This window comes from Ekhidna sp. (assembly GCF_965227465.1).
Taxonomy (GTDB): Bacteria; Bacteroidota; Bacteroidia; order Cytophagales; family Cyclobacteriaceae; genus Ekhidna.
On the sequence record NZ_OZ245746.1, the window covers coordinates 2,563,667 to 2,586,698 of the forward strand.

General features: G+C 38.4%; 18 protein-coding genes. 6 read left to right on the forward strand and 12 right to left on the reverse strand.

What is annotated here, in order from left to right; all coding sequences use genetic code 11:
* Window positions 1-4 precede the first annotated feature (4 nt).
* The 12 genes from ACO05G_RS11135 to ACO05G_RS11190 all read right to left on the reverse strand — a co-directional run bounded on the left by ACO05G_RS11135 (window position 5) and on the right by ACO05G_RS11190 (window position 18,540).
* Window positions 5-5,953, reverse strand: a complete 5,949-nt coding sequence (locus ACO05G_RS11135) for a hypothetical protein (protein ID WP_421762851.1) — start codon at window positions 5,951-5,953, stop codon at window positions 5-7.
* Window positions 5,931-6,599 (reverse strand): hypothetical protein, encoded by a 669-nt coding sequence (locus ACO05G_RS11140; protein ID WP_421762852.1) that lies wholly within the window; start codon window positions 6,597-6,599, stop codon window positions 5,931-5,933. Before ACO05G_RS11140 ends, ACO05G_RS11135 begins: the two co-directional genes overlap by 23 nt.
* Entirely contained in the window at window positions 6,596-7,135 is a 540-nt protein-coding gene (locus tag ACO05G_RS11145) for an OmpH family outer membrane protein (protein WP_421762853.1), read from the reverse strand. The genes ACO05G_RS11140 and ACO05G_RS11145 overlap by 4 nt, the downstream gene beginning before the upstream one ends.
* Window positions 7,132-8,403 carry a hypothetical protein gene (locus tag ACO05G_RS11150; protein ID WP_421762854.1) on the reverse strand — a complete coding sequence of 424 codons (1,272 nt, stop codon included), beginning with the start codon at window positions 8,401-8,403 and terminating at the stop codon, window positions 7,132-7,134. Before ACO05G_RS11150 ends, ACO05G_RS11145 begins: the two co-directional genes overlap by 4 nt.
* Window positions 8,404-8,431: 28 nt before the next feature.
* Entirely contained in the window at window positions 8,432-10,189 is a 1,758-nt protein-coding gene (locus ACO05G_RS11155; protein WP_421762855.1) for a LamG domain-containing protein, read from the reverse strand.
* Between the two features lie 220 nt (window positions 10,190-10,409).
* Window positions 10,410-11,147, reverse strand: a complete 738-nt coding sequence (locus tag ACO05G_RS11160; protein ID WP_421762856.1) for a LytR/AlgR family response regulator transcription factor — start codon at window positions 11,145-11,147, stop codon at window positions 10,410-10,412.
* Between the two features lie 3 nt (window positions 11,148-11,150).
* The gene (locus ACO05G_RS11165) at window positions 11,151-14,042 is read right to left on the reverse strand and encodes a histidine kinase (RefSeq protein WP_421762857.1); all 2,892 of its coding nucleotides are present in this window, start codon (window positions 14,040-14,042) and stop codon (window positions 11,151-11,153) included.
* A gap of 29 nt (window positions 14,043-14,071) precedes the next feature.
* Complete coding sequence (locus tag ACO05G_RS11170) at window positions 14,072-15,172, reverse strand: DegT/DnrJ/EryC1/StrS family aminotransferase (protein WP_421762858.1); 1,101 nt, start codon at window positions 15,170-15,172, stop codon at window positions 14,072-14,074.
* Window positions 15,169-15,624 (reverse strand): acyltransferase, encoded by a 456-nt coding sequence (locus ACO05G_RS11175; RefSeq protein ID WP_421762859.1) that lies wholly within the window; start codon window positions 15,622-15,624, stop codon window positions 15,169-15,171. Before ACO05G_RS11175 ends, ACO05G_RS11170 begins: the two co-directional genes overlap by 4 nt.
* Window positions 15,624-15,851: a cytochrome b5 domain-containing protein gene (locus tag ACO05G_RS11180; protein ID WP_421762860.1), complete on the reverse strand. Its 228-nt coding sequence runs from the start codon at window positions 15,849-15,851 to the stop codon at window positions 15,624-15,626. The genes ACO05G_RS11175 and ACO05G_RS11180 overlap by 1 nt, the downstream gene beginning before the upstream one ends.
* Window positions 15,848-18,208: an endonuclease MutS2 gene (locus tag ACO05G_RS11185; RefSeq protein ID WP_421762861.1), complete on the reverse strand. Its 2,361-nt coding sequence runs from the start codon at window positions 18,206-18,208 to the stop codon at window positions 15,848-15,850. Before ACO05G_RS11185 ends, ACO05G_RS11180 begins: the two co-directional genes overlap by 4 nt.
* Complete coding sequence (locus ACO05G_RS11190) at window positions 18,208-18,540, reverse strand: DUF4296 domain-containing protein (protein WP_421762862.1); 333 nt, start codon at window positions 18,538-18,540, stop codon at window positions 18,208-18,210. Before ACO05G_RS11190 ends, ACO05G_RS11185 begins: the two co-directional genes overlap by 1 nt.
* A 135-nt stretch (window positions 18,541-18,675) precedes the next feature.
* Between ACO05G_RS11190 and ACO05G_RS11195 the strand changes: the two genes are divergently transcribed.
* The 6 genes from ACO05G_RS11195 to ACO05G_RS11220 are packed head-to-tail and all read left to right on the forward strand — an operon-like array spanning window position 18,676 to window position 23,023.
* Window positions 18,676-19,560, forward strand: coding sequence for a DUF58 domain-containing protein (locus ACO05G_RS11195; RefSeq protein WP_348284067.1), 885 nt, complete (start codon window positions 18,676-18,678; stop codon window positions 19,558-19,560).
* Window positions 19,541-20,443: a hypothetical protein gene (locus ACO05G_RS11200; protein ID WP_421762863.1), complete on the forward strand. Its 903-nt coding sequence runs from the start codon at window positions 19,541-19,543 to the stop codon at window positions 20,441-20,443. The genes ACO05G_RS11195 and ACO05G_RS11200 overlap by 20 nt, the downstream gene beginning before the upstream one ends.
* On the forward strand, window positions 20,433-21,476 hold the full coding sequence (locus ACO05G_RS11205) for a VWA domain-containing protein (protein WP_421762864.1): 1,044 nt from the start codon (window positions 20,433-20,435) through the stop codon (window positions 21,474-21,476). Before ACO05G_RS11200 ends, ACO05G_RS11205 begins: the two co-directional genes overlap by 11 nt.
* 55 nt (window positions 21,477-21,531) lie before the next feature.
* Entirely contained in the window at window positions 21,532-22,041 is a 510-nt protein-coding gene (locus ACO05G_RS11210; RefSeq protein WP_421762865.1) for an RNA polymerase sigma factor, read from the forward strand.
* On the forward strand, window positions 22,025-22,441 hold the full coding sequence (locus ACO05G_RS11215) for a hypothetical protein (RefSeq protein WP_421762866.1): 417 nt from the start codon (window positions 22,025-22,027) through the stop codon (window positions 22,439-22,441). Before ACO05G_RS11210 ends, ACO05G_RS11215 begins: the two co-directional genes overlap by 17 nt.
* Window positions 22,442-22,501: 60 nt before the next feature.
* Window positions 22,502-23,023: a DUF4252 domain-containing protein gene (locus ACO05G_RS11220; protein ID WP_421762867.1), complete on the forward strand. Its 522-nt coding sequence runs from the start codon at window positions 22,502-22,504 to the stop codon at window positions 23,021-23,023.
* The last annotated feature ends 9 nt before the right edge of the window (window positions 23,024-23,032 follow it).

Below are 23,032 nucleotides of genomic sequence, written 5' to 3' on the forward strand. Positions count from 1 at the left end.
GATTTTATTGTTGTTCAATTTCACAGATTTGACCCGGAGGGCACTCCTCTGAGCAATTATCCAAACATTGAGGTGAATTAGAATCGATAACCACGACAGTAGGTGTTAAACAATTTCCGTTGGATTTGTTTCGCACCAATCTACCTGTGTAGCATAAGGTCTGTCCTTCATTCGTTTCCACGTAATCCATCTCACAATATGCATTACCCAGCCATTGACCAGCAGGAGTACAATACCTAAAGAAAATTCGATCGAAGGCAGTAAATGAAGTTCCGTTTGCATTATCAATTACTTCGACAATGACATCTTTATAACCCGAGTTTGAGCTATTAACCACGTATCCATACGTACTTTTATTCGTGGTGTGGCTACTACTGCCTACTTTCCATTTGTAAGTAAGATTATCAGACCCTGTATTGGTAAAATCTACGCTTAGATTAACTACATTATTGTTACTCGAAGATTGTATTCTACCGTAAAGGGATTGATCAGTACCATTCTTAGAATAGTAAATGCTCGTATTAGAAATCTTAACTGGCCCGTCGCTAAATGTCTCTCGCGTCACGGACTTTAAACGTCCCATCGCATCATAATCATAGTGCGTAAAGAGGTTGTTAGCATCTAAGATATCCGAAAGCTCTCCCCATTCGTTATAAGCATAACTGGTCATTGTAGCGTCTATTGGGTGAATTCTAAAATCATCCCAATAAATGGTAGCCGTACTTGAACCTCTTCGTGTGAATACCTCTAAATCAGTAAATGAAGACGGAACAGGTATCTCCGCTTCAATTAAGTACCAATCGCCTGCTTTTTTATTTTCGTTAGTTCTGGTCACTTTGACCGTTCCCCCATCAACTTTATATCTTATCTGCGCATCGGCGTGATTGGCCCATACAGAAGTTCTGTAAATCTTACCTGCAGCAGACTGAGGCACCCAATATCGAAAAGCCTGGCCAGTACCTGTTATTTTAATACTGCGCTTACCGGTATGAACAGGAATCGAATTTGATTCGGTTTTTTCTACAACAGTTCCTCCTTTTTGTACGCGACCTCCGAAATAATGAATTCCGCCATCTTCTACTGTTTCATCTTCGGCACCAGAGAAAGCAAATTCATCGTACTTAGCATTGGCTACTGTAGCAAATACACGTTCATTTTGGCTATCAAATTTCGTGGCAGCAAAGTTGCCATTAATATCCTTTACTTCGAGCGCATGAGAGTTCACATCATATTTGGTAATCAATGAGTTTCTCTGCCAATTAGGTCCGTTAGACGATTCGCTTGCATAATTAAAGAACTGATAGTTGATTGGTTTATCAGTTCCATCTTCATTTTTATCCTTTGATTCATCACCTACCCATGCGTATTGTCCCCTCTGTCTCCAAATACCACTCTGACCTTGTATTTCGGTGACAACACCGTCAATGGTGTTACCAAACTTTTTCCAGGTCGTAGCAGATGCTCCAACCAACCCAAGTTTAACAAAGGGCTCTCTGTTCAACATCAAAAATTGCTCAACATCGGTTGAACCTTCTACACTTGGGGCACCAATTAGCCAGGTTTCATTACCCGCTTGCTGGCCCAACAAATTATCGTCTTTCATAGATGCATAGGCTGAGACCCTAAACGCTGGGATTGTTCTGTTCAAATAGTGATTTCCATATCCATCCGATGTGACAGACTCTGTTAATTGCCCGGAAAGGTGATCGAAAGCGACATTGTAAGAAACAGTTTCAATTCCCGTTTTGTAATTGTAATGACGTTCTCCTACTTGAATTGAAGGATATTCCATAGCAGAGCTAACAACTCCTACTGCCTTCCAATCATCGTTATTAGTTTTCGTAAATCTTCCATTAACGAAAACTTCTTCTATAATTCCTTGCCCCTCGAATTTATTCTCAATCAATCCACTGTCATCATGCAGGTATCCGGTTTCACTCTTCGATAGAATGTTATCATCAGCATCATAATAGGAGACGGACTTCATTGCGCCAACTAGTGAAGAAAGGTTCTTAATCTCTAATTTTCGTGTTTGCGCAGCGGTGAATTCTGTTCCTTGATAGGTGCTAGTTCCCTGATTATCAGAATCATAACCATATTTGCGATACTTCAACATAGATCGCTTGTAAGTATGGAATTCATATTCCGTCCTACCTTGTGAATGTCCTATTTGTTCCTGATCTCTAAAGGTTTCTGCACTTACAGTAACATTTTTATAAAACACCCCTGGTCCAGGCATGAATCTGGAGTAATTCATTACGTTTCCTAAAAGATCATTGCCACTTTCATGTGCATATATTTTCTTTTCTTCTTCGCTGAGGTCTTGGAAAACGGGATCTGTGATAATAGGCTCGTAAGATGTAACTCCGGACGAAAAATCTCCGATTCTATCAACGTCGAAGTACTCGTAATTGATTTTATTGGAAACTTTTGTGACCGGGTCATGACTTTCAATCGATTTTACTCTCAAGCCACCACCATAGAAAGGTTGTTGGAGAAAGTGGATATTGACATAAGTCACTTCTATCAGATTATGAGTATTTGCTTTGTTCGGCAAAAATTGAAACGAAATATTATTACCAGACCCGCTGAATGTGACATCATTTAACTCCGCGTATCTAATGATTGGATTGTTGAAATCGTGATTGTATCTGACGCAAGTAGTAGTTGATCCCTCTGTAACATATTGAGCACATGTTGTTTTTGGATACTCCTTATAATATATTTTTACAGATCCTTCAGAGGGTCTAGAACCAGGATAATTGAGAGTACCTGTTATAAATTTTGAATCGTTATCATATAAGTCTTCATCATCTAATATAAAAGGGTATGATTTAGTGAATACACTTTCTCCATAGGTATCGGATTCATATTCAATGATTGTTTTAGCTCCCAGAGGACTGGTAATTCCTCTCAGACTCCAGACATCCACATTTCGACCCGAAACCTCGGTGGTCATCTTATCCAGATTGTTCTTTTCTGTATTCTCAAAATCAGCTTTAAAGAAGCCCCATATGTCTTTGTGAGTCCTAGAATATCCTGGATTTTTTGTTTTTGAGTATTGAACCGTGGCTAAGCCGGGTTGGAACAATGTTTCATTTATTGTTTCAACAAGCATGTAGGAAATGCCGGAAATGATTCGAATCCCTTTTGCATGACAAAAAACCTTACCACCCTCATATGAAACTTTAACAAGATCTCCATTTTCAAGTCCTTCCCAATTTCTTAAATAAAGCTTGCTCGCACCATTGGCAGTGCCTCTTGAATTACGAACTGAAGTTGAATAGGTAGGATAATCAACATCATATTTAAACTTTTGTGAAGGCATTCGCTTAATGCCTCCCTTGCCTTTAAAAACGAGCTCTTTTAAAGTCAGTTTTCCATTTCTAGAAGAAGATAAAACAGGATCTTTTTTGTAAAGGTTATCATTGCTAAAACTATTAGACGTCCCTTTACTTAGACTGTAGTCTGTCTTCAGAACTATTGTTCTAATAGCTAAATCTTGCAAACTAGGATAATCCGCTGCATCCATTTCATCCCACACACTGTTTGAAGTATGTACTTGCTGTGTAAAGCTTCCAGGGGTACATCCAGAAATGCCCGTAATTGTAAAAGTGCTGAAATAATTACTTCGGTTTTTTTGTATATCCAATGGCTCTAAATCTTCATTCTTAAAAAGCATGATATTATCAAGCTTTAACGTACTAGTAGGATAACTGTATCCATAAACCGGTAGATCTACATTTAATCCTGATGGAGAGCAATTAGCCTCTCCAACCAATACTGCTTTTTCTTTAGGATCGTAACCTCCATCGTCAATTATTACATCATAATTATTGTTCTGGACTTTCACGAGGTTTTTCTCCAGGGCAACTCCGTGACCATCTTTACGAATTGACTTTGTAAATAAAGCAGTATGAGTGGCTGTTTTTATTGCATCTAGGTAATACAGCTCTTTGTATCCCTGAGAAAAAGACTGAAAGTTATTGTCAATATCTTTTGTAAATCCCGAATCTGGTGTTCTCCATCCATAGTCATTAGTCCATTTTCCATAATCAAATTCTATCCAATATCCCCAATCATCTGACGATAGGCCAGCATCGCCTCTATCAACATAATCCGGCCCTTTCATGGCAGTTAAAAGCCAGCTATAAGCATATTTATCTGGTTTCTTCAGGTGATTGAATGCATGGCCACCGACCGGTTGATCGTTTTCAAGACCCTTTCTTTTGTCAATGTTTTCTGAATAGACATGTTCGGTACTAGCATAAACTGGTTGCTTGAATTCATAAACAACACCTGTTTCATTAGTCACTTCAAACCCAGTGAGCAAATTATTCCCTCCATATATTGGCTTAACATTCTTACTACCAGTAACTTCCTGACGATAATTACTTGAACTGTTTACTTTCAATTCGAAGGAATTCATCTCACCATTGAACTGAATAAATATTGGATTGCTACTACTCATAGAAGCCTGAGCAAAATGTTCACCTTGGATTAACTTATTTCCAAAATCACCAACAAATCGAAAGTGTGGACGTAACTGATCTCCTGCACCTGGCATTTGAATATTTTTAAGATCATAGACATCCGATCCATCTTCATGACGTTTCAAGGTCCTTCTATTCAAGTAAGATTGGTAGTAATAAGGTTTAATTCCACCAGCAAGGCCCTGTGCATTTACATTATAAGAATCATAATCCAGGAGAGTAGCATTGTCAGGACTCTTTTTAAGTCGATCTTCCATCTCGACAGCAGCGAGTTGTAAGCCATTACTAAGCGTACCGGATCCTCCAGCGAATTTGATAGCATATAAACCGGAGAAAGATTTTCGATCTTCGATTTCATATGTATCATATGATCTGTTCTCATAATTGTTAGAGCTTGGCTTCTCGTTGTATAGAGCTCCATTGATGGTAACCCCTTCGGTCTCATCACTCCAGTATCTGACATACGTTCTTTTGTGACTTACTGATAAACCCGGCACTACTGGTATTGGAATGGTAATTCCACTACTTGAGGAGCTGGTACTTATTTTACCAGATTGAGAGTTATGCTGAGAAGTCGAGGCACCAGCCACTGAGACTCCTACACCCCCACCTGCGGTACTAATTGAAGCTCCTAATAAAGAAGCTGAAACTCGCTTACCATTTTTATTACTATAACCAACGGAAATGCCCCCGCTAAATCCAGCGCTAAGCCCCTGTCCCTCTGAATAATTGATTCCAGCAAATCCATTAACACCCAAGGCCCCAAAACCTTTACTTCCGACTATGCCTATACTAGCATTATAGCCTCCAAAAGGACTTTTTCCCACACTTCCAGCTAAACCAATCGGAGAGAACTGATCTCCAATAGATCCTCCAAGTGAATATCCCAAACCAGTTCCCCTGTAGCTATCATTTGCCGTGATTACATTGGCTGACACAGATGCAAAATCACCAACACCAAACGATACCCCATAAGAATTATACGTAGTTTCTCCACCTGACCAAAAGTCTCTTTGTGTGTTTGTTTTGCCTCTGTGATCATCTGGCATACCATTGACATACCTGGAAATAGCACCGGGATTGAGGGTCCATCCCAGTCCTACCCATGAAGCATCAAGATCGTTTTGGATTCCTGCATGATATGAGAGGTTAATTGGAAAACCTCCACCAGGTCCAGGCACCTCCATTAGCGGAACTCCGTACACAAAATCTCCTGTTTGAAGATTGACCACATCGGTCATATCTACTGGTTCAAAAGAGAAAGATTCTGGCGCAGTTGGTCCTGAAGTCAAGGCATAGGCGATATTTGGTGCAAACAAACTGGAGAGAAAGTTTACAATAAAAAATGCGGCTATTACTTTGATGTGCTTACGAATCGTCTTCGTTGGTGAGTGAAGACGCATACCCCTATTTAGGTTGAGGATGGCACTTACTTTTTTAGTTCTTCTCAAAAATTTCATGGTAAGGTTTGAGTTGTATTAGTTTAGGTGTATTCTTAATGTCTTTTAGATCAAATCGGAAACTTCTTCTACCGGTCTTAAATCCGAATTCTTGCGTATTAATTGAAATCCATTCGTCAGATTTGATCTGCTCTTTATTGAATACCAGCAATACATCGCTGCTAGCACTCATACCAAACATCCGACTGTAATAAGCATCTGCTAGCGGAATCGTGTCGTTTTCTGATGTCGTCAGATTTATGTATTGTGGCATACGAAATGATAGCGTTTGAAGCTTATCGCTAAAGTCCGACTGATTTACAGCCGAACCGTACAGGGCATCTCTTTCTCCAGCGGAAAGCTGCATGACGTAGTACAGGTACTGATCATAATTATCAAAAGCTTGACTGATTTTAGCAGAATCAATCTCATTGTCAATCTCCTGCCAAACCATGAAGTCGATTGGACGATAACTCATTTTCATGGTTACCTTTCCTGTCTCGATGGATCGTGTCAAGCCATTGGATTCCTTATTTATAAACTCCTGTAGCTCTACCTCCTCCATATACTCAGGTGTGGTACATCCAAGCAGCAAGATCATCGCCATGAGTAACACGCTGGTACTGTAAGACAGCCTTTGATTGATATGTCTTAGTTTAATAATCAAAATCCTTGGTAGTTGGCGTTTAATGCTTTTTGCAATTCACTTGTGATATCCAGGTAATCATTTGCGTAGACAATGTTGCCGGAATTATTGGCTCCTAAAATCAAGTCATATCCATTTTGCTTTCCATAGCTTTCAATAAAGGCGTTAATCTCAGTGAGTACTTTTTCAGTCATTTGAAAATCTTCCTGTTGTGATTTTTGCTGAATGCCATTTTGATAATCGATAAACTGCTGACGTTTGGTGCTAATAAGCTTTTCGTTGAGTTCACGCTCTTTCATGCTCATTCTGCCCTTAGCAGCCTCATAGCTTTTTATTTCTCTGTCCAACTCGGCCTTTAATGTGTCAATATTAGCTTGCCATTGAGTCGCTTTTTGCTGAAATTCAGCTCTTGCAGTTTTCATCCCCTCATAATTTTCAAGGAGCTTGTTGGTTTCTACATATACCACTTTTTGCTCAAAGAATAGCTTGAAAATCGAGATGCCCAAGGCAATGATAATTGCCGTAAAAAGTCCTATACTGAATTGTTTAAAAGTCATTTGTTAATTGTTAATCCTAGTCTGAGTGTAAATTTTTTCGTTCTTAAGTCTGATGGTGCATTGAAATTGTATAAAGCTGTAATACTGGATCTGATAAACTTGTACCTAAAGCTCCTTCCTATGCCAGCGTATGTATTTCTTTCGGTGGTAGCCGGCATATTTTCAAAAGCCGAATTTCGTTTTACCCATTCGGATTCTGCATGTAAATAATAGGTGAAGAAAAAGGTGTATTGAGCAAAAGCTCTCCAGCCTTGGGTGTTTAAGCTATCACTGCTCTGGAGTGATATATTGGTTTGATAACCAATGCCTATCGCCACTTTTTGGAGAGGGGAATAGGTAATCAGAGGCGTGAACTCTAACGCATTTTTAGCCGCATCATAGCGCATATATCCACCAATTGAAAATCTGGATAAAACGGTCACTTTATCGGCATACTCTTCTGCAGAGTTTGGATTCAATTGATCCAGCAATTCCTGCTTTCTACGTTCCTTTTCTTGCTCTAGAAGGGCTTTTGATAGCTTCTTTTCAGGAATCTGGGGTTTTTGATAGTTAAATTTCTCAAGACTTGGAACGTAGTGCTGAACCTGTTGCTTTGGTGTAGCAGGTTGCGTGTTAAACTCATTTAACCTTCCCGCATCCACTTTTTCAGAAACAAAGGTTTCAAGACGTCTTTCTATGTCTCTCTTAATTATAGAGTCGCTTAATATTGGTCTTTCAAACTGACCAAGGCTATCAAGCCCATCGCGTTTGATGTAACCTTCATAATTTGGTATTTGACTGGTGAGGACTGATGAATCTGGGAGTTGATAGAACTTTTGAAAGTCAGAGGAGTCTATGAGAATTGACTTATTATACTTATTAGGAATATTTTGGCGATAACTTTTAATTTTATTGAGTTCTGAAGCCTTCAAGGATTTAAGAGAGTCCTTGTTGTATTCGCTAAGTCGGTTATAGGTATTGATCTCTTTTGAGTAGTCCGGATATAAATTGGAGTTACTCAGTTGATTAATTTCCGAATAGATTAGCTCAAGTTCACCAGAATCAAGTCCTTGAAAAACCAACCTATATTCATTCAATTTTTCTTTCGGAAGATTCGTATGCTTCTTTACCAATCGATTGAGGTCATTCAATTTTTTTGATTTATATCGCGCTATTCTCTTTGTATTTATCCGTTGCTTTTTAGGCATGCGGATATCTTCAAACTGCATCGTTGTAGAAGGCACAGCAATCTTGGTCTGACTGAAGGATACCAGTGGAACTACTAGCATAGAAAAAGTGGCGATATATAAGGTCAGCTTAATCAATCTGCTTTGCTAGTGCCCTTTCTAATTTCTTGATTCGCTCTAAAAGTGCAATCTGATGAAGTGTCATCTCTTCAATTTTTCTCAAAAGTAGCATATTCATTTCACCTAACTGAACTCCGTTTGCTTCCATTTCTTTTGCTGATGGGACCTCAGGAAGGTGATTCTCTAATTCAATATATTCAGCTACTTCTTCAAGGGATTTTAAGTCATAATCATCCTCAAAAACGTAATCCGGACCAGTCCCTGCATCTATAGTTACTTTCACTTCTTGCCCATGAATCTTACCCGATACTGTAAGCATTGCATCTATTTCAGTAGTGCCAATCCCGACGTAACCATTTCTTTTAATCCGCATCTTTGGTACTCCCCAATCAATCGCTTGATCAGCTCCGGGTGACTTTTCTGAGATCCTGAAATCCATTGTTCCGCCATTGCTAAAAAACATGATAGCACCTGCGCCAGTTGTATGACTTCCTTCACTATTGGCATGAAACGTATTACCAGTTGCGGCAAGACTGCCATTAACTGTTGAATTATAGTAGGAATTGAATAGGATCCCATGCGAACCTGACCAGCCATGCCGCACAAATTGTATTTTAGTATTGTAAGTTTTGCTAGTTGAAATGTGTCCATCAACCATCAATTGCTGATCAGGAGCATCTGTTCCTATCCCCACTCTACCATTGGATCGCAATATCGAGATAGCATCCACATCTTTAGTGGGGTCTGCATCATTTGAATGGTGAACACCTAGGCTCAGGATATTCGAAGATCCATCGTAGTGAATGTATGATCCCTGATAGGAGTTTTCAAATTCTGAAAATCGAATTCTACCGCTTTCAAGTTTATTGGTGGTACTTTGACCCATAAAGAGTTGACCATCAATCAATGATAGTTTTTCCATTGGAGTTTCTGTTCCGATTCCTACCTGTTTGTCAGTATAGATATCGTTACCATTTTGCTCCCAAACCACACTTGTAGGAGTGACTCCACCTCCACCACCTGCTGATCCGGATTGCTCATATATATCTACAATTTCAGCTCCGGTGAGTGCACGATTGTAAAAAACAATATCGTCCAAGCTGCCTTTAAAGTATCCTTGTGTTTTATTATTTTGATTTAAGTAACCGGGTCGGCTGTTGTCAATGCCACTAAGGTTATTAAACCATGCCCCAGGACTAGATTGCTGACCAACTGCTGTTTGACTAACAAAGACTCCATCTACATAAATTTTTGCCTGTGATCCATCTTGAACACATGCCACATGTGACCAAGTTCCGTCTGATAGTTGATTGGATGTCTCAATTAGAAATTGAATAGGAGAGTTATTTCTTGCGGCAAATCTTAAGACGCTTGAACCATCAGCCGCTGTATAAAATAAGGCGGCCATCCAACGATATCCGTTCGTATCTCCAAATGAAACGGCATATTGAGTTGATGAAGGTGTTGCATCATCCGGCTTTATCCAAAAAGCGAAAGTTCCAGTTGTGTTGTTAGCCATGCTACCAACAATAGGGTCCAGATTCAAAAATCCGGTTGTCCCATTAAAAACAAATGCACTATTACCGTTTCCATCTCTGTCTGTTCCAAAAGTTACCCCTGAAGAACGAGATCCATTCAACTGATTAGATGAGGCATCTGTTACATTATTATCTCCTTTAAAATGAGCTATAAGTCCATCAGTTGGTTGTGAAATGGCAACAAAAGAAACAGCTATCAATACGATGGTAAGTAGATTCGATTTTTTCATAAACAAAGAGGTTCTTGTTCTCAGATCAAGTAGAAGCTTGCTAAAAACATAATGAGAAGAGCAATCTTTAAGACTAGAAGTGAGTGATTAAGCTTTAGGTATTTGATTTTCACTTTGCTAAATTATCACTATAAAGAGGTCTAAACACGGTATTGATGAACCAATGAATAAATGGTAGGAAATCAAGGATAAAGTGTATGATTGAGTGAACGAACGGGAGTTAGACGATTTTCAATTTTTGAAGAAGTAAATCCTTTTTACTTCTTGAAACTTCAATAAAAAGCTCGTTCTGTAACATGACACCATTCTTTTTCTTGTCGAATTCTTTCACCTTCGAAAGGTTAATGATATAAGAGCGATGAATTCGAACAAATTGATCAAGATTTAACCATTTCTCATATTCTCCAATGGCTTTTGAGGCTATAATGATGCTCTTTTCTAAATGAAAGTTAGTGTAATTCTTTTCTGATGAAAGAAAATATAAATCATCTATATCTACTACATGAACTCCTTCTAAAGTATTGATTGCAATCCTTTCGGGATGCTGCTTCTTATAGAGTTCTGTGAACACAGAGATTTTCTTTCTTTCCGAGTCTATCTTCCTTTTTTTATATCTGTTTATTGCTTGAATTAATTCAACTTTATCAATTGGCTTTAAAAGGTAGTCTATTGCAGAAAGCCTAAATGCAGTAATCGCATGCTCTTCGTAAGCTGTTGTAAAAATAACTTTGCATTCTTCAGTATCCTTGATGCGTTCTAATAAATCTAATCCTGTCCCATTAGGCATGTTAATATCCAGAAAAACTAAATCAGGTTTTTTAGAAAGAATAATTCTGAACGCATCATCAATATTTGAAGCAGTTGCTATTAAATCAATTTCTGGACAATGTCTTTCCAATGTGATTTGGAGGGCCTTAACAGCTCGAGGCTCATCGTCTACAATGAGTGATTTAATCATATCTCAATTTAAATCAAAAGGATAAGTAAATGATACTCTTGTTCCCATTTCGTTTGAGAGAATTTCAAAATTAGAAGTGATCCCTTTTAAGCGATTAATTAATTCAATTCGCTCGCGAACTAATTGAACTCCGTGCGGCCCTTGTTTTGATAGATTATCTTGGCTTGAGATGCCTTTTCCATTGTCTTCAATTGATACCATAATCTCCTTTCCTATTCCCCTAAAAGTTAAGATTATCTTCCCGCGCCTCTCAACTGTTTGAATTCCGTGCCAAATTGAATTTTCGATCAAAGGTTGAATAATCATTGATGGAACGTGATCCATTTGTGGGTCTATATCATCAATTTCAATCACAAAATCCAATGGTTTCGAAAGTCGAAGCTTTTCGAGCTCTATATACAGATTTATGGAAGCGATTTCATCCTTAATTGCTACCGTCAACTCATTAGAGTGATTCAAAATAGTACGCATTAGTTTGCCGTACATAACCAGGTATTTCTCGGCCTTCTCATTATTTTCCTCCAGAATAAAGGACTGGATTGAATTCAACGAATTAAATAAGAAATGAGGGTTGATCTGAGCTTTAAGTGCTTTTAGATCTGAAGCAATTTTTTCCCTTTTTAAAGCTTTTCTTCTCTCTAACAAACGATTATAAAAGATATAAACACCAATGAAAATTGAGAGAACAAATACACCTAGAAGTAGTAGAAACCAAATAGTCCTCCAAAAAACATTGTCAACTTCAAATGATAAACCAGCAGACTCTGTCCATTCGCTATTTGTAGATCTAACACGAACCTGGAACTTATATTTCCCAGAAGGCAGGTTTGGAAAAATGAACTGACTATTATCACTATTATTCCAATTATCGTTTTCCTCAGAATCAGAAGACAATTTGAATTGATATTTCAAATTTTGTTGATCCCGATAATAAATTGACATGCAATTAATTTGGACCAAATCCGTACCGTACGGTACTAAAAAATTTGAAGAATTGATATTAAAAATGGAATCATCAGCTATAAATTCGTCTATGATAATGGGGAAATGCAACTTATCCTGAAAATCATGCTCATGGTCAAAATAGAAAAGGCCATTATCCTGAGCAACATATATTTTCCCATTGAAATAAGTCAAATCATTTATTCTGGCAGGTATTAACCCATTAGATTCAGTAATGTGATATATTTCATAAACTCCCTTGGCTCCAAACGTCACTTTGCTAACCCCTCTAGGGCTTGATGCATAGACTACTGAATCTACCAATAATACCCGCGCATAAACATCAAAAAAATTATCAATTCTATGCTTCTCAATTTCATCATCGTTTAAAAAATCTATTGAGTCTTTTCTGACCCTGACTAGTCCAAGTCCATTGGTACCTAACCAGACATTGTCATATTTGTCTATTTCAATGTCAGTTACGCGAATCCTATCAAATGGGGCATAGTTTTCAATCGTCTTTTTATCCAAATCCATCAAAAACAACCCATTTTCACAAGCTAAAATTATTTCATTGGAAGATGAAAATTCAAAATCCCAAATCTTCCCTAAATCCTGATAATCAAAATCGATTTTTTTTGTGGATGAAACATTCAAATAACTAATTGGCCTGGGTGGTAGTTGAAAAACAAAGATTCCATCTTTAAAAAAACTTAAGTTAGAAGACCTATATAATTGTGAATATTGTGTTCCATTCACTCTAAGCCCGGAGGAATTTAGCGTCCAAACCTGGCTTATTGAATCGACATGCAAACTTTTTAGATAGGATTTATTAGGCAAATCAAAAAGGTGAGAAAATTCCCCTTTTTGATCCATCCTAAGAACAGCGTTTTCGTCATTAATTATAAATAAGTTTGAATCATTTTGATTGTAAAGGCCCTTAACTAAAATAAAATCCTTCCTATTTTTTTTTACATCATTTGCTGATTGAAAAATAACACCATCATTTAATGTGGTAATCCAGTAATTGCCCTCAGCGTCAATTATAAAATCAGTCGTCTCCTGATAATTGAAATAGTCCGAGATTTTGAAAGTTTCCATGTCAAGGCTTTTTATTCCAAGATTGGTAAATAGAAAAACTTTATCATTAATCTCATCAAAATTGTAAATCCTTAAATCCTTGGTAAAGCTTTGATGGAAAACTCGCTCTGATAAATTTAAATGAAATATGAAAGGCTCAGTGGAAGATTGAGTTATACCCAAAATGTTATTCTTGAAGATTTTCGCATACGATAAACCAACTATCTTGATCGAAGCTAAATTCTCATATTGCACATTGAGTGGTATCCAATTAGGATTACTTTGGATTTCTTCAAATGGCAAATAGTAAACTTCATAAATTGAAGACGTGATAACTATTTTATAGAACACATCATTGGCTATTGCAAGAAAATAGTTGTTAATACCACTTTCGCCTGCCTCTTCAACAACGGTATTTGCCAATTCATCCAATATCTTATGGCCTTCTTTGTAAGCTGTCACGTAAACCTTTCCATCCTTATCTTCAATGCCTGTTATTCTGGATTGAAAATCTGTGTGCTTTAAAAAAGCTGCATTTGCAGATGAATAGATTTTGCCATCTTCTATAAAGCTGACTCTTCCATTGAATGTATACATCCATATTCTTCCCTTCGAGTCCTTGTAGAAATTCAAAATATCCATGTCGGGAAGTCCTTCCTGAAGGCTGTAGTTTCGGAATTCTCGACCATCAAATCGGCTTAAACCTGCATCGGTTCCAAACCAAATGAACCCTTTATCATCCTGTTCTAAACAATAGATCGTGTTCGATGGTAGTCCTTCTTTGATAGTATAGTTTATCAATTCCTGAGACTGAACCTCAATAGAAGAGAGGAAAAGAATAGTGAAAAAAAAAGAGGCTAAAAACGTACGCACAACTTGAAGTTAATAAAACAAACCAGAAGCTATATCGAATTGAATTCATTGATAATATCACAAACTCGATCAAGATCCTCTTCACTCAATTCAGGAAAAATTGGTAAAGAGAGAATTTCTGAACATAATTTTTCAGCAACCGGAAAATCGCCAATTTTATGATTCTGATACGCATAGCTTTTTAGATGCGGAAGTGGGGTTGGATAATGAAGCGCACACCCGATATTCTCTTGTTTAAGACTATTCATCAAATCATCTCGTTTTGGGGATTGAATGACATATAAGTGAAAAACATGCTTCATATTTAGTGGTATAGTTGGCTTGGTCACTCCATCTCGTAGCTGCTCATTGTACCAACTAGCTACTCGAATCCTGGCTTCAGTCCACTCATCTAAATATGGGAGTTTCGCTTTTAGGATTGCTGCCTGCATCGTATCCAATCGGCTATTTCTTCCAATGATTTGATGATCATGCTTAGTCAATTGACCATGATTTGAAACCATGCGACATGTATTTGCCGAATCATCATTATTGGTAACAATTGCTCCCGCATCTCCATATGCCCCAAGGTTTTTACCTGGGTAAAAAGAGAAAGTGGCTATATCGCCAATCGTACCTACCAGATTCCCATCTATTTGTGCTCCATGTGCTTGAGCGCTATCCTCCAGCACTTTGAGATTATGCTTTCGAGCCAGGGTCATTATTTCATTCATCTGTGCAGGCAACCCATAGAAATGAACCGGAATAATTGCTTTTGTTTTTTGTGTGATTTTTTCCTCAATCAACGCTGGATTTATGGTGCGTTGATCTTCCAGTACATCAACAAATATGGGTTCTCCCCCCACGCTATTTACTGCTCCGGCAGTACTTATCCAGGTCAACGCCGGGACAATAACTTCATCCCCCGGCCCTACTCCGAGTGCTCTCAAAGCAATTTCGATGGCATCTGTGCCATTGGCCACCCCTACACAGTTTTTCACTCCTACATATTCAGCAAAGGCTGCCTCAAAATCTCTCACCACACTACCTCCAATAAATGATGTTTGATTTACTACTGATTCTATTGCTGAATCAATCTCATTTTTAATCGACTCATATTGAGCCTTTAGGTCCACAAAAGGAATACTCATATATTTCTTAATTTCTTGGCAGGATTACCTACATATACACCTGATTCTGTTATGTCTTTAGTAACAACGGATCCTGCTCCTATGACTACCTGATCACAAATAGACACAGGCATGATGGTGGCATTAGAGCCAATGGAAACCTTATTTCCTACACTTGTGGCTTTCCATTTTGAAGCATCTCCGCCAGCCGGTCCTCCGGATGAAAAAACATCGTTTATAAACATTACACCATGACCAATGAAGCAATCAGTACCTATAGTAACTAGCTCACAAATGAAAGCATGTGACTGTACTTTGGTTCGTGCACCGATCTTCACTTCTTTCTGAATTTCCACAAAAGGTCCAACGAAGACATTTTCAGCCAATTCGCAACCGTAAAGGTTGCTCGGCATTACCACTTTTACACTTTCGTGTGCGTCTACATTCTTTATTCCTGACTCAATAATTTTCATTAGACCAACTTTCCTATAACCTGCAATTTCTCAAAAACTTTCGTATCGTGCGGAGCATCCGGTAATTCATCCGTAAGATCCTGCCCAGCCCAGTGTTCATAATGCTTACCATTTCTCCATAATTTAGAATGTGTCACATCATAAATTACACCCCGATAGGCAATCCATATTTCTTCTCGGTCATTGCCATTTCGAAGAGCTAGCTGATTTCTGGTGAACTCAGTCATTGTAGCTTTATAATTGAAATTCCTGCTCCACCTCTGTCTGCATGTTCATCTGCTACACCAGCAACGCTTGGATGACCTTTTGTGACATTCCTAACGATCTCCCTAAGCACTCCATGACCTTTCCCATGTACAATTCTGATCTCATCCGCTCCAACAAGCAATGCCTCATCTATGAATGACTCCACTTTTCCCAGAGCTTCATCAGCTCGCATTCCCCTGATACTAATCTCATGATCAAAATTTGCCATTTTGCTGGTCAAGTCTATCCCCAACTTCTTCACCTGCTTTTGATAACTCACTTGCGGAGTATTATTCGCTTTTTGAAGTTTCTCAATGGATACAATGGATTTCATTGACCCAAATAGTACTTCTGCTTGCTTTCCCTTAATTTTTTGAATGGTACCGGATGATTCCTGTCCAACTACCCTCACAACATCCCCCTCCTTAAGTTTAACGGGCTTTGAAACCGGTTTTGACCTTAATGAGGTCTTCTTTTCATCTAATTTATCGCGAGCCGCTTTGGTTCGCTCTTTGGAAGCTTTACTCTCCTTGATTTCACGAATTACACGCTCCACATCTTTGTTCGCATTATCAATGATGTGGCGAGCTTCCTGTTTGGCCTCTTTAATAATTCGTTTCTTATCATCTTCCAGCATACTGCGAAGATCTTCATAGTCTTTGCGGACTTTCGAAATATCTGCCTGGTCAGCTGTCAGCTTTTTAGAAAGCTTTTCAAACTTGTCTTTTTCTTTCTCTAACTGATTCAGCAATTGATCATAAGCAACATGGGAGCTCCCAATCTTACTCCTAGCCGACTCAATGATGCTATTAGGCAATCCAATTTTACCTGCAATTTCAAAAGCAAATGAACTCCCAGGTTTGCCCACCTCTAATTCAAAAAGTGGCTCAAGTGCATCCAGGTCATATTTCATAGCCCCATTTATCAACCCAGGGGTTTCATCTCCTATTTTCTTGAGGTTTTGATAGTGAGTTGTCACAATACCAAATGCCCGCTTTTTATTCAACTCATGCAAGACAGATTCCGCAATAGCTCCGCCAAACTGGGGTTCGGTTCCCTTACCAAACTCATCGATTAAAAACATGGATTTTTTATCCGTGTTTTTAAGAAAATATTTCATGGATGTGAGGTGAGAACTATATGTACTTAAATCATCTTCAATGGATTGCGTATCTCCAATATCGATAAAAATAGAAGAGAAAAGTCCCATTTTGCTCTCTTCTCCTACAGAAACCGGAAGTCCCGTTTGGGCCATGTATTGTAGTAATCCTACCGTTTTTAAAGCGACAGATTTACCACCTGCATTTGGTCCTGAGATTATTAAGATTCTTTTCTGGTGATCAAGGTCAAGGTTGAGTGGTACAACCGACTTTCCACTCTCTTTATGAGTGAGATATAAAAGTGGATGCAACGCATTTACCAATGCACATTGCGTACTTTTCACCAGCTCAGGTACTATTCCGTTGATATGACTTGCCAGCAATGCTTTTGCATGAATAAAATCTAATTTTTCAAGCAAGCTGGCACCACTCTTTAAATCTTTGAGGTTGGCTCTAACATGATCTGACAATTCAATTAAGATTCGGATGACCTCCCGTTTTTCTGCATACTTCAACTCTCTAACCTGATTATTCAGGTCTAGGACTTCTCCGGGTTCCATGAAAACCGTTTGACCTGTTGCAGATTCATCGTGCACAAATCCTTGAATACGTTTCTTATGTTCTGCTTTTATTGGAATAACAAGCCTGCCATCTCTGACTGTTAACGTACTGTCCTCTTCAGTAAACTGATCTGCTTTGGCTTTTTTAAGCACCTTCTGGATGGCTGATCGAACCGCACGTTCTGATTTTGTGATTTTTGAGCGAACTTCTGCTAATTCCCTGGAAGCTGAGTCCTTTACTTCTCCTCGATCATCAATGGTTTTATCGATATGTATGGCCAGGTTCGGATCCAATTCAATTTGACTTGATAAGGACAAAAGCTCTGGATAGTCCTCTCCCCTTTTTTGGAAAAAAAGAACCCATGAGGACAAAGTATTTACTCCTCGCTTGAGTTCATGAAAGTCCAATGGATCTAAAAATGAACCCGGTACTTTTATACGAATCAGATAATCATCGATATCCGGAAATTCAAAAGACACCTTATCTTCAGAGCTTCCCTTTAACCGAATCATTTCCTTTGCCTGAGCTAACCACTTGACAAGCACCTCGTACTTCTCCGTAGGCTTGGCCTTCTGTGCTAATTGAGCTCCTCTAAGACTTTGGCAAAATTGAATCAGGTATTTTCGAATCTGATCAAAACCTAGCTTTTCTTCAATATCCTGTGGATATACTTTCACTATTTAAACCTTTTCTCTCTCTCCATCAATGTATCCACTACTGCAGTGTAAATTTTCTCAAATTGATTGGGGTTATCAACATAGTAATTAAAACTGCGTTCGTACTGACCCTGATTGATACCCAAATCTTTAAATAACAATTCCTCATAATGATCGTAAACAGCCTGAGTACTATCAAATGGATCAATTGGTGTATTATTTATTTTAGCTTCAAGCAAATGAATTTCTATCATTACTTTCACCATTTTATCCTGACTAATCAGATCCTGAGGGACTTCTGAATCTGAACAAGCGAAAACTATTACAAGAGCGGTTAAAAAAATGTTTCTCAAATCAGTCAATATATAAGTGAAAATATAATTTTGAAGGTCAAAGCTTGAATGATCAATGAACAAAGATCATACAATGCAATGCAATTATCAATAATGCCATATTAATGCCAAACTTGATAGCGCTAAAAACTCGACATGAAGGACATCCTAAAAAGAATTAGACGGTACGAAATACGCATTAGAAAAGCGATCAATTCGCAGATGCAGGGCGACTTCCACTCCATCTTTAAGGGGTCAGGATTAGAATTTGACGATGTACGTCCGTATCAATGGGGAGATGATGTCAGGAATATTGATTGGCGTGTGACGGCCAAAGGCCATGGTACTTTCATGAAAACATTTATTGAAGAAAAAGAGCAAACTGTTTTTTTTCTTTTGGATGTTTCTGCCTCACAGGAAATTGGAAAGGATAAACGTCAAAAAATTGATTTGGCGAAGGAAATGACCGGACTATTGGCTCTTTCTGCTATTCGAGAAGGAAGTAAAGTAGGGTTGCTTTGCTATTCTGATCGGGTAGAAGATTATGTCAAACCAAGCAAAACTGTAAAACATGCATATGAGATAATTGACCGCATGTTTTCCTTAAAACCAAAGTCTCGAAAGACAAATATTGATGATGGTATTAAATACACCTTAAACCTTTTGAACAAAAAGGCAATTGTCTTTATAATTTCGGACTTCATTGATGAGAATTTCACTCACTCCATGAGAGGACTGGCTAGAAAACACGATTTAGTGGTTGTTCACATCTCGGATAAACGCGAATCTGCAATTCCTCAGCTAGGGATTGTGCCACTATATGAAAAGGAATCTGGTAAGACCATATGGCTAAATACCTCATCAAAAGAGTTTAAAAATGCGGTTGATAAAACACATGGGAAAAACAAAGAATCTTTAGAAGATTTTTGTCGTAGAAACGATGTGAATTATGTCTCTATAGGTACTGAAGATGATTATGTGCCAAAACTCATCAAACTTTTTAGACATAGAAACAGAAGCAATGCAAGAAGGACGAGGTAGGCTATTGGTTTGGATAATCGCTGGATTGTGTTCGCTAAACATTGGCGCACAGGAAATTTCCGTTCGCGGGGGTTTTGTAGAAGACAGCCTTTTGATCGGCCAGGATGTGAACTTTTGGGTATCTGCAAGCTATCCTCCTGAAATAGAAATGGTATTTCCCGATAGCCTGCATTCTTTCATCCCTTTTGAGTTTAGTGGGAAAAAGTTTTTCCCAACATCCATCAGAGAAGGGATGGCATTTGACAGTACGGTATATACTGTGCAGTCATTCGAAATTGATAAAGTTCAATACCTGCAACTACCAGCCATCATATTAAATGGTAGCGACTCTACTGTTATCAATACACCTCTGGATTCAATTTTTCTCACTGAGTTAGCGCCATTTGTTTCAGATTCAACCTCACTTAAGAAAAACCTGGCTTATCAGAACGTTAATACCCAGTTTAATTATCCGCTTCTTTATTACGTGCTTGGAGGCCTAATTCTCCTTACAATTATTCTGCTTTTAATCTTTGGAAAGCGAATAATCAAATGGATCAAACTAAATAGACTAAAAAGCCAGTATCAGCAATTCTCAGAATTATTTAATGGTTACATCACGAAGTTGAAAGTAGATCCTGAACCAGAACTTGCTGAAAAGGCTTTGGTTTTCTGGAAAAACTATCATCAACGGCTGGACAAAGTTCCTTTTTCTGTAATGACCACCAAGGAAATTCTAGGTCATGACTTTGCCCGAGAAATCGAGGAACCTTTGAAATCAATTGATCGAGTGGTTTATGGAAAACGTATTCAGGAAAATATATTCCAGGATTTTGAACAGATTGAGAATTTTACCCAACATCGTTACGGAAAAAAAGTAGAGGAAATAAAAGATGGAAAGTAAAACAGCTGATTGGTTTTCATTCGAGTGGTTTACACCGGCCAAACTTCAAAGTTTTGACTGGGCCAATCCACTTTGGTTTTATGCGATGATCGCCATTCCTTTAATTTTCATCTTGCGATGGCTAATCGTGAACCAATTCAGTCAAAAATTGCCAGTTGCATTGACGAAGAAGGACCTGAGAAGTGACCCGATTACCTATTTACGATTTATCCCTCCTGTTTTCTTTGTCATCAGTTTGATGCTCATCATGACCAGCCTTGCCAGACCCCAAACCACCAATGAACAAGTGGAGCAATGGAGCGAAGGAATAGACATTGTCTTAAATATTGACATTTCCGAGTCAATGCAGATCATGGACTTCCTTCCTAACAGACTGGAAGCTGCAAAAGAAGTAGCCAGGAATTTTGTTTCCGGTAGGTTTCAGGATCGAATCGGATTGGTTATTTTTTCCGGTGATGCGCTCCCCTCTTGCCCACTTACAACAGACTATGGTTTGCTTTATGAGCTCATCGAGGATATCGATTTTGACAAAATAGAGAGTCGGGGAACGGCTATTGGCAATGCGATCACTTCAGGAATAAATTTTCTCAGAGAATCCACTTCCGAATCAAAAGTGATGATCTTATTAAGTGATGGAGATAATACAGCTGGAAATGTAGATCCGATTACGGCTGCCAATCTTGCGAATGCGTACAATATAAAAATGTACGTTATTGCTATTGGCCGAGAGGGAAAGGTACCTTTCGGAACAGATTTTTTTGGAAGGCCCAGGATGGTTGAAAACACATTTGATGAATCTACACTTAGAGAAATCGCTCAAATTGGAAATGGAAAATTCTATCGTGTTTCAGATAAAGAAGCACTTGTCCAGGTATTTGATGAGATCGATCGTCTTGAAAAAGCTGAAATAAAAGAAACGCGATACAAGGACACTACAGACTTTTACTTCGTTTATCTTAAGTGGGCTGCAGTTTTCCTTCTACTTTGGTTGCTGACTAAATCCACGTTTGTGACGAATGTGTTGACAGATTAAAAAAAGTATTAACTAATCTGTAACTTTTCATTCGGCTTCCACATCATCTTGCTGAATGTCACAAAACCTATACCATAAGCACATCTTACCAGCCTCTGACGGCATGTATCGGTACGCGTTATCGATTGTTCATGAACCAGAGACTGCAAGGGATGTAGTTCAGGACTGCCTGACAAAAATTTGGAGTATTCGAAAGGATCTTGACAAAGTTGAAAAAGTTAACGCGTGGGCTTTTCGCATTGTCAGAAATCGATGCATCGAGATCATTAGAAGAAACAGGTATGCAGACCTGGATGAAAAAGTGGTAAACATGCGACATACAGGTACGGTAGAGGAGCTGGCCATTACAAATGACTTTATGTCTCAAATGGCAACAGTATTAAAAACGCTACCGAACAAGCAACAGGAGGTCTTTCATCTTCGCGAAGTGGAAGACATGAGCTATCAGGACATAGCAGATACGTGCGGGCTTTCAGAAAGTGATGTAAAAGTCAACATACACAGAGCTCGAAAGAAAGTAAAAGAAGCCATGCAAAAAATTGACGCATATGGGATCGCAAATTGATAAACTACTGGAAAAGTACTGGAATGGTGAGACCAGTTTGGAAGAAGAAAAAGTCATCAAAAGACATTTCAAATCTAACCCGGCACTCAGCAATGAAGGGCACTACTTTCGATACTTAGCGAATAAGAAATCAGCAAAGTATGAGGGATCAAAATCGATCACCAGCAAAAAAACATGGATTTCTGCTGCTGCCACTATCACGATTGGAGTTTTAACTGCAGCGTTGGTATTCAACGATGCAAAGAAAGATCCATTTGCGATTGAAGATCCTGAAAAGGCCCTGCAAGCGACAAGGGAAGCTTTAATGATGATCGGGTCTGAATTAAAACAAGGACAAAATCATACGCTGGAGCTGACAAAAATTAACAAGGCAAAAGAAGAACTTCAGGAAGAATCCTAGTGCTCTCTAAAAACAGAAAACCAAAACCTTTTGATTTAGACCATTAAAAATAAAATTAAGATGAAAAAGATTGTATTAACGATAATGATTTTATCCATAGCCGGAGCAGCTTTTAGCCAGCAGGTTGTAAGCAAGTACATGGATAAATATGAAAATGATGAAACCTTCACCAAAGTCTCTGTAAGTAGCAAAATGTTCTCACTTTTTGCAGAAATGGAGGGAAGTGAAGAAGATGAGCAATTGTTTTATGACATCACAAGTAAGTTGAAAGGCATGAAAGTGATAGCAAGTGAAAAGGTATCCGCTCCTAAAGCTTTATATGATGGTGCTGTTTCGGATGTAGAAAAAGCCGGATTTGAAGAGTTAATGACGGTAAAGGATGCCGAGGAAAACGTAAAGATTTCTATTCGGGAGAAAGGTGGTGTGATTGAGGAATTGATTCTGGTAGCTGGCGGAAAAGAAAAGTTTGCCATGGTAAGCTTATATGGAGAAATTGATTTAAAACAAATCTCTAAACTCGCAAGCCTGATGAGAGTCAATCAACTCAAATACCTTGAGAATATTGATAAAGCGATAGACTAAAAACAAAAT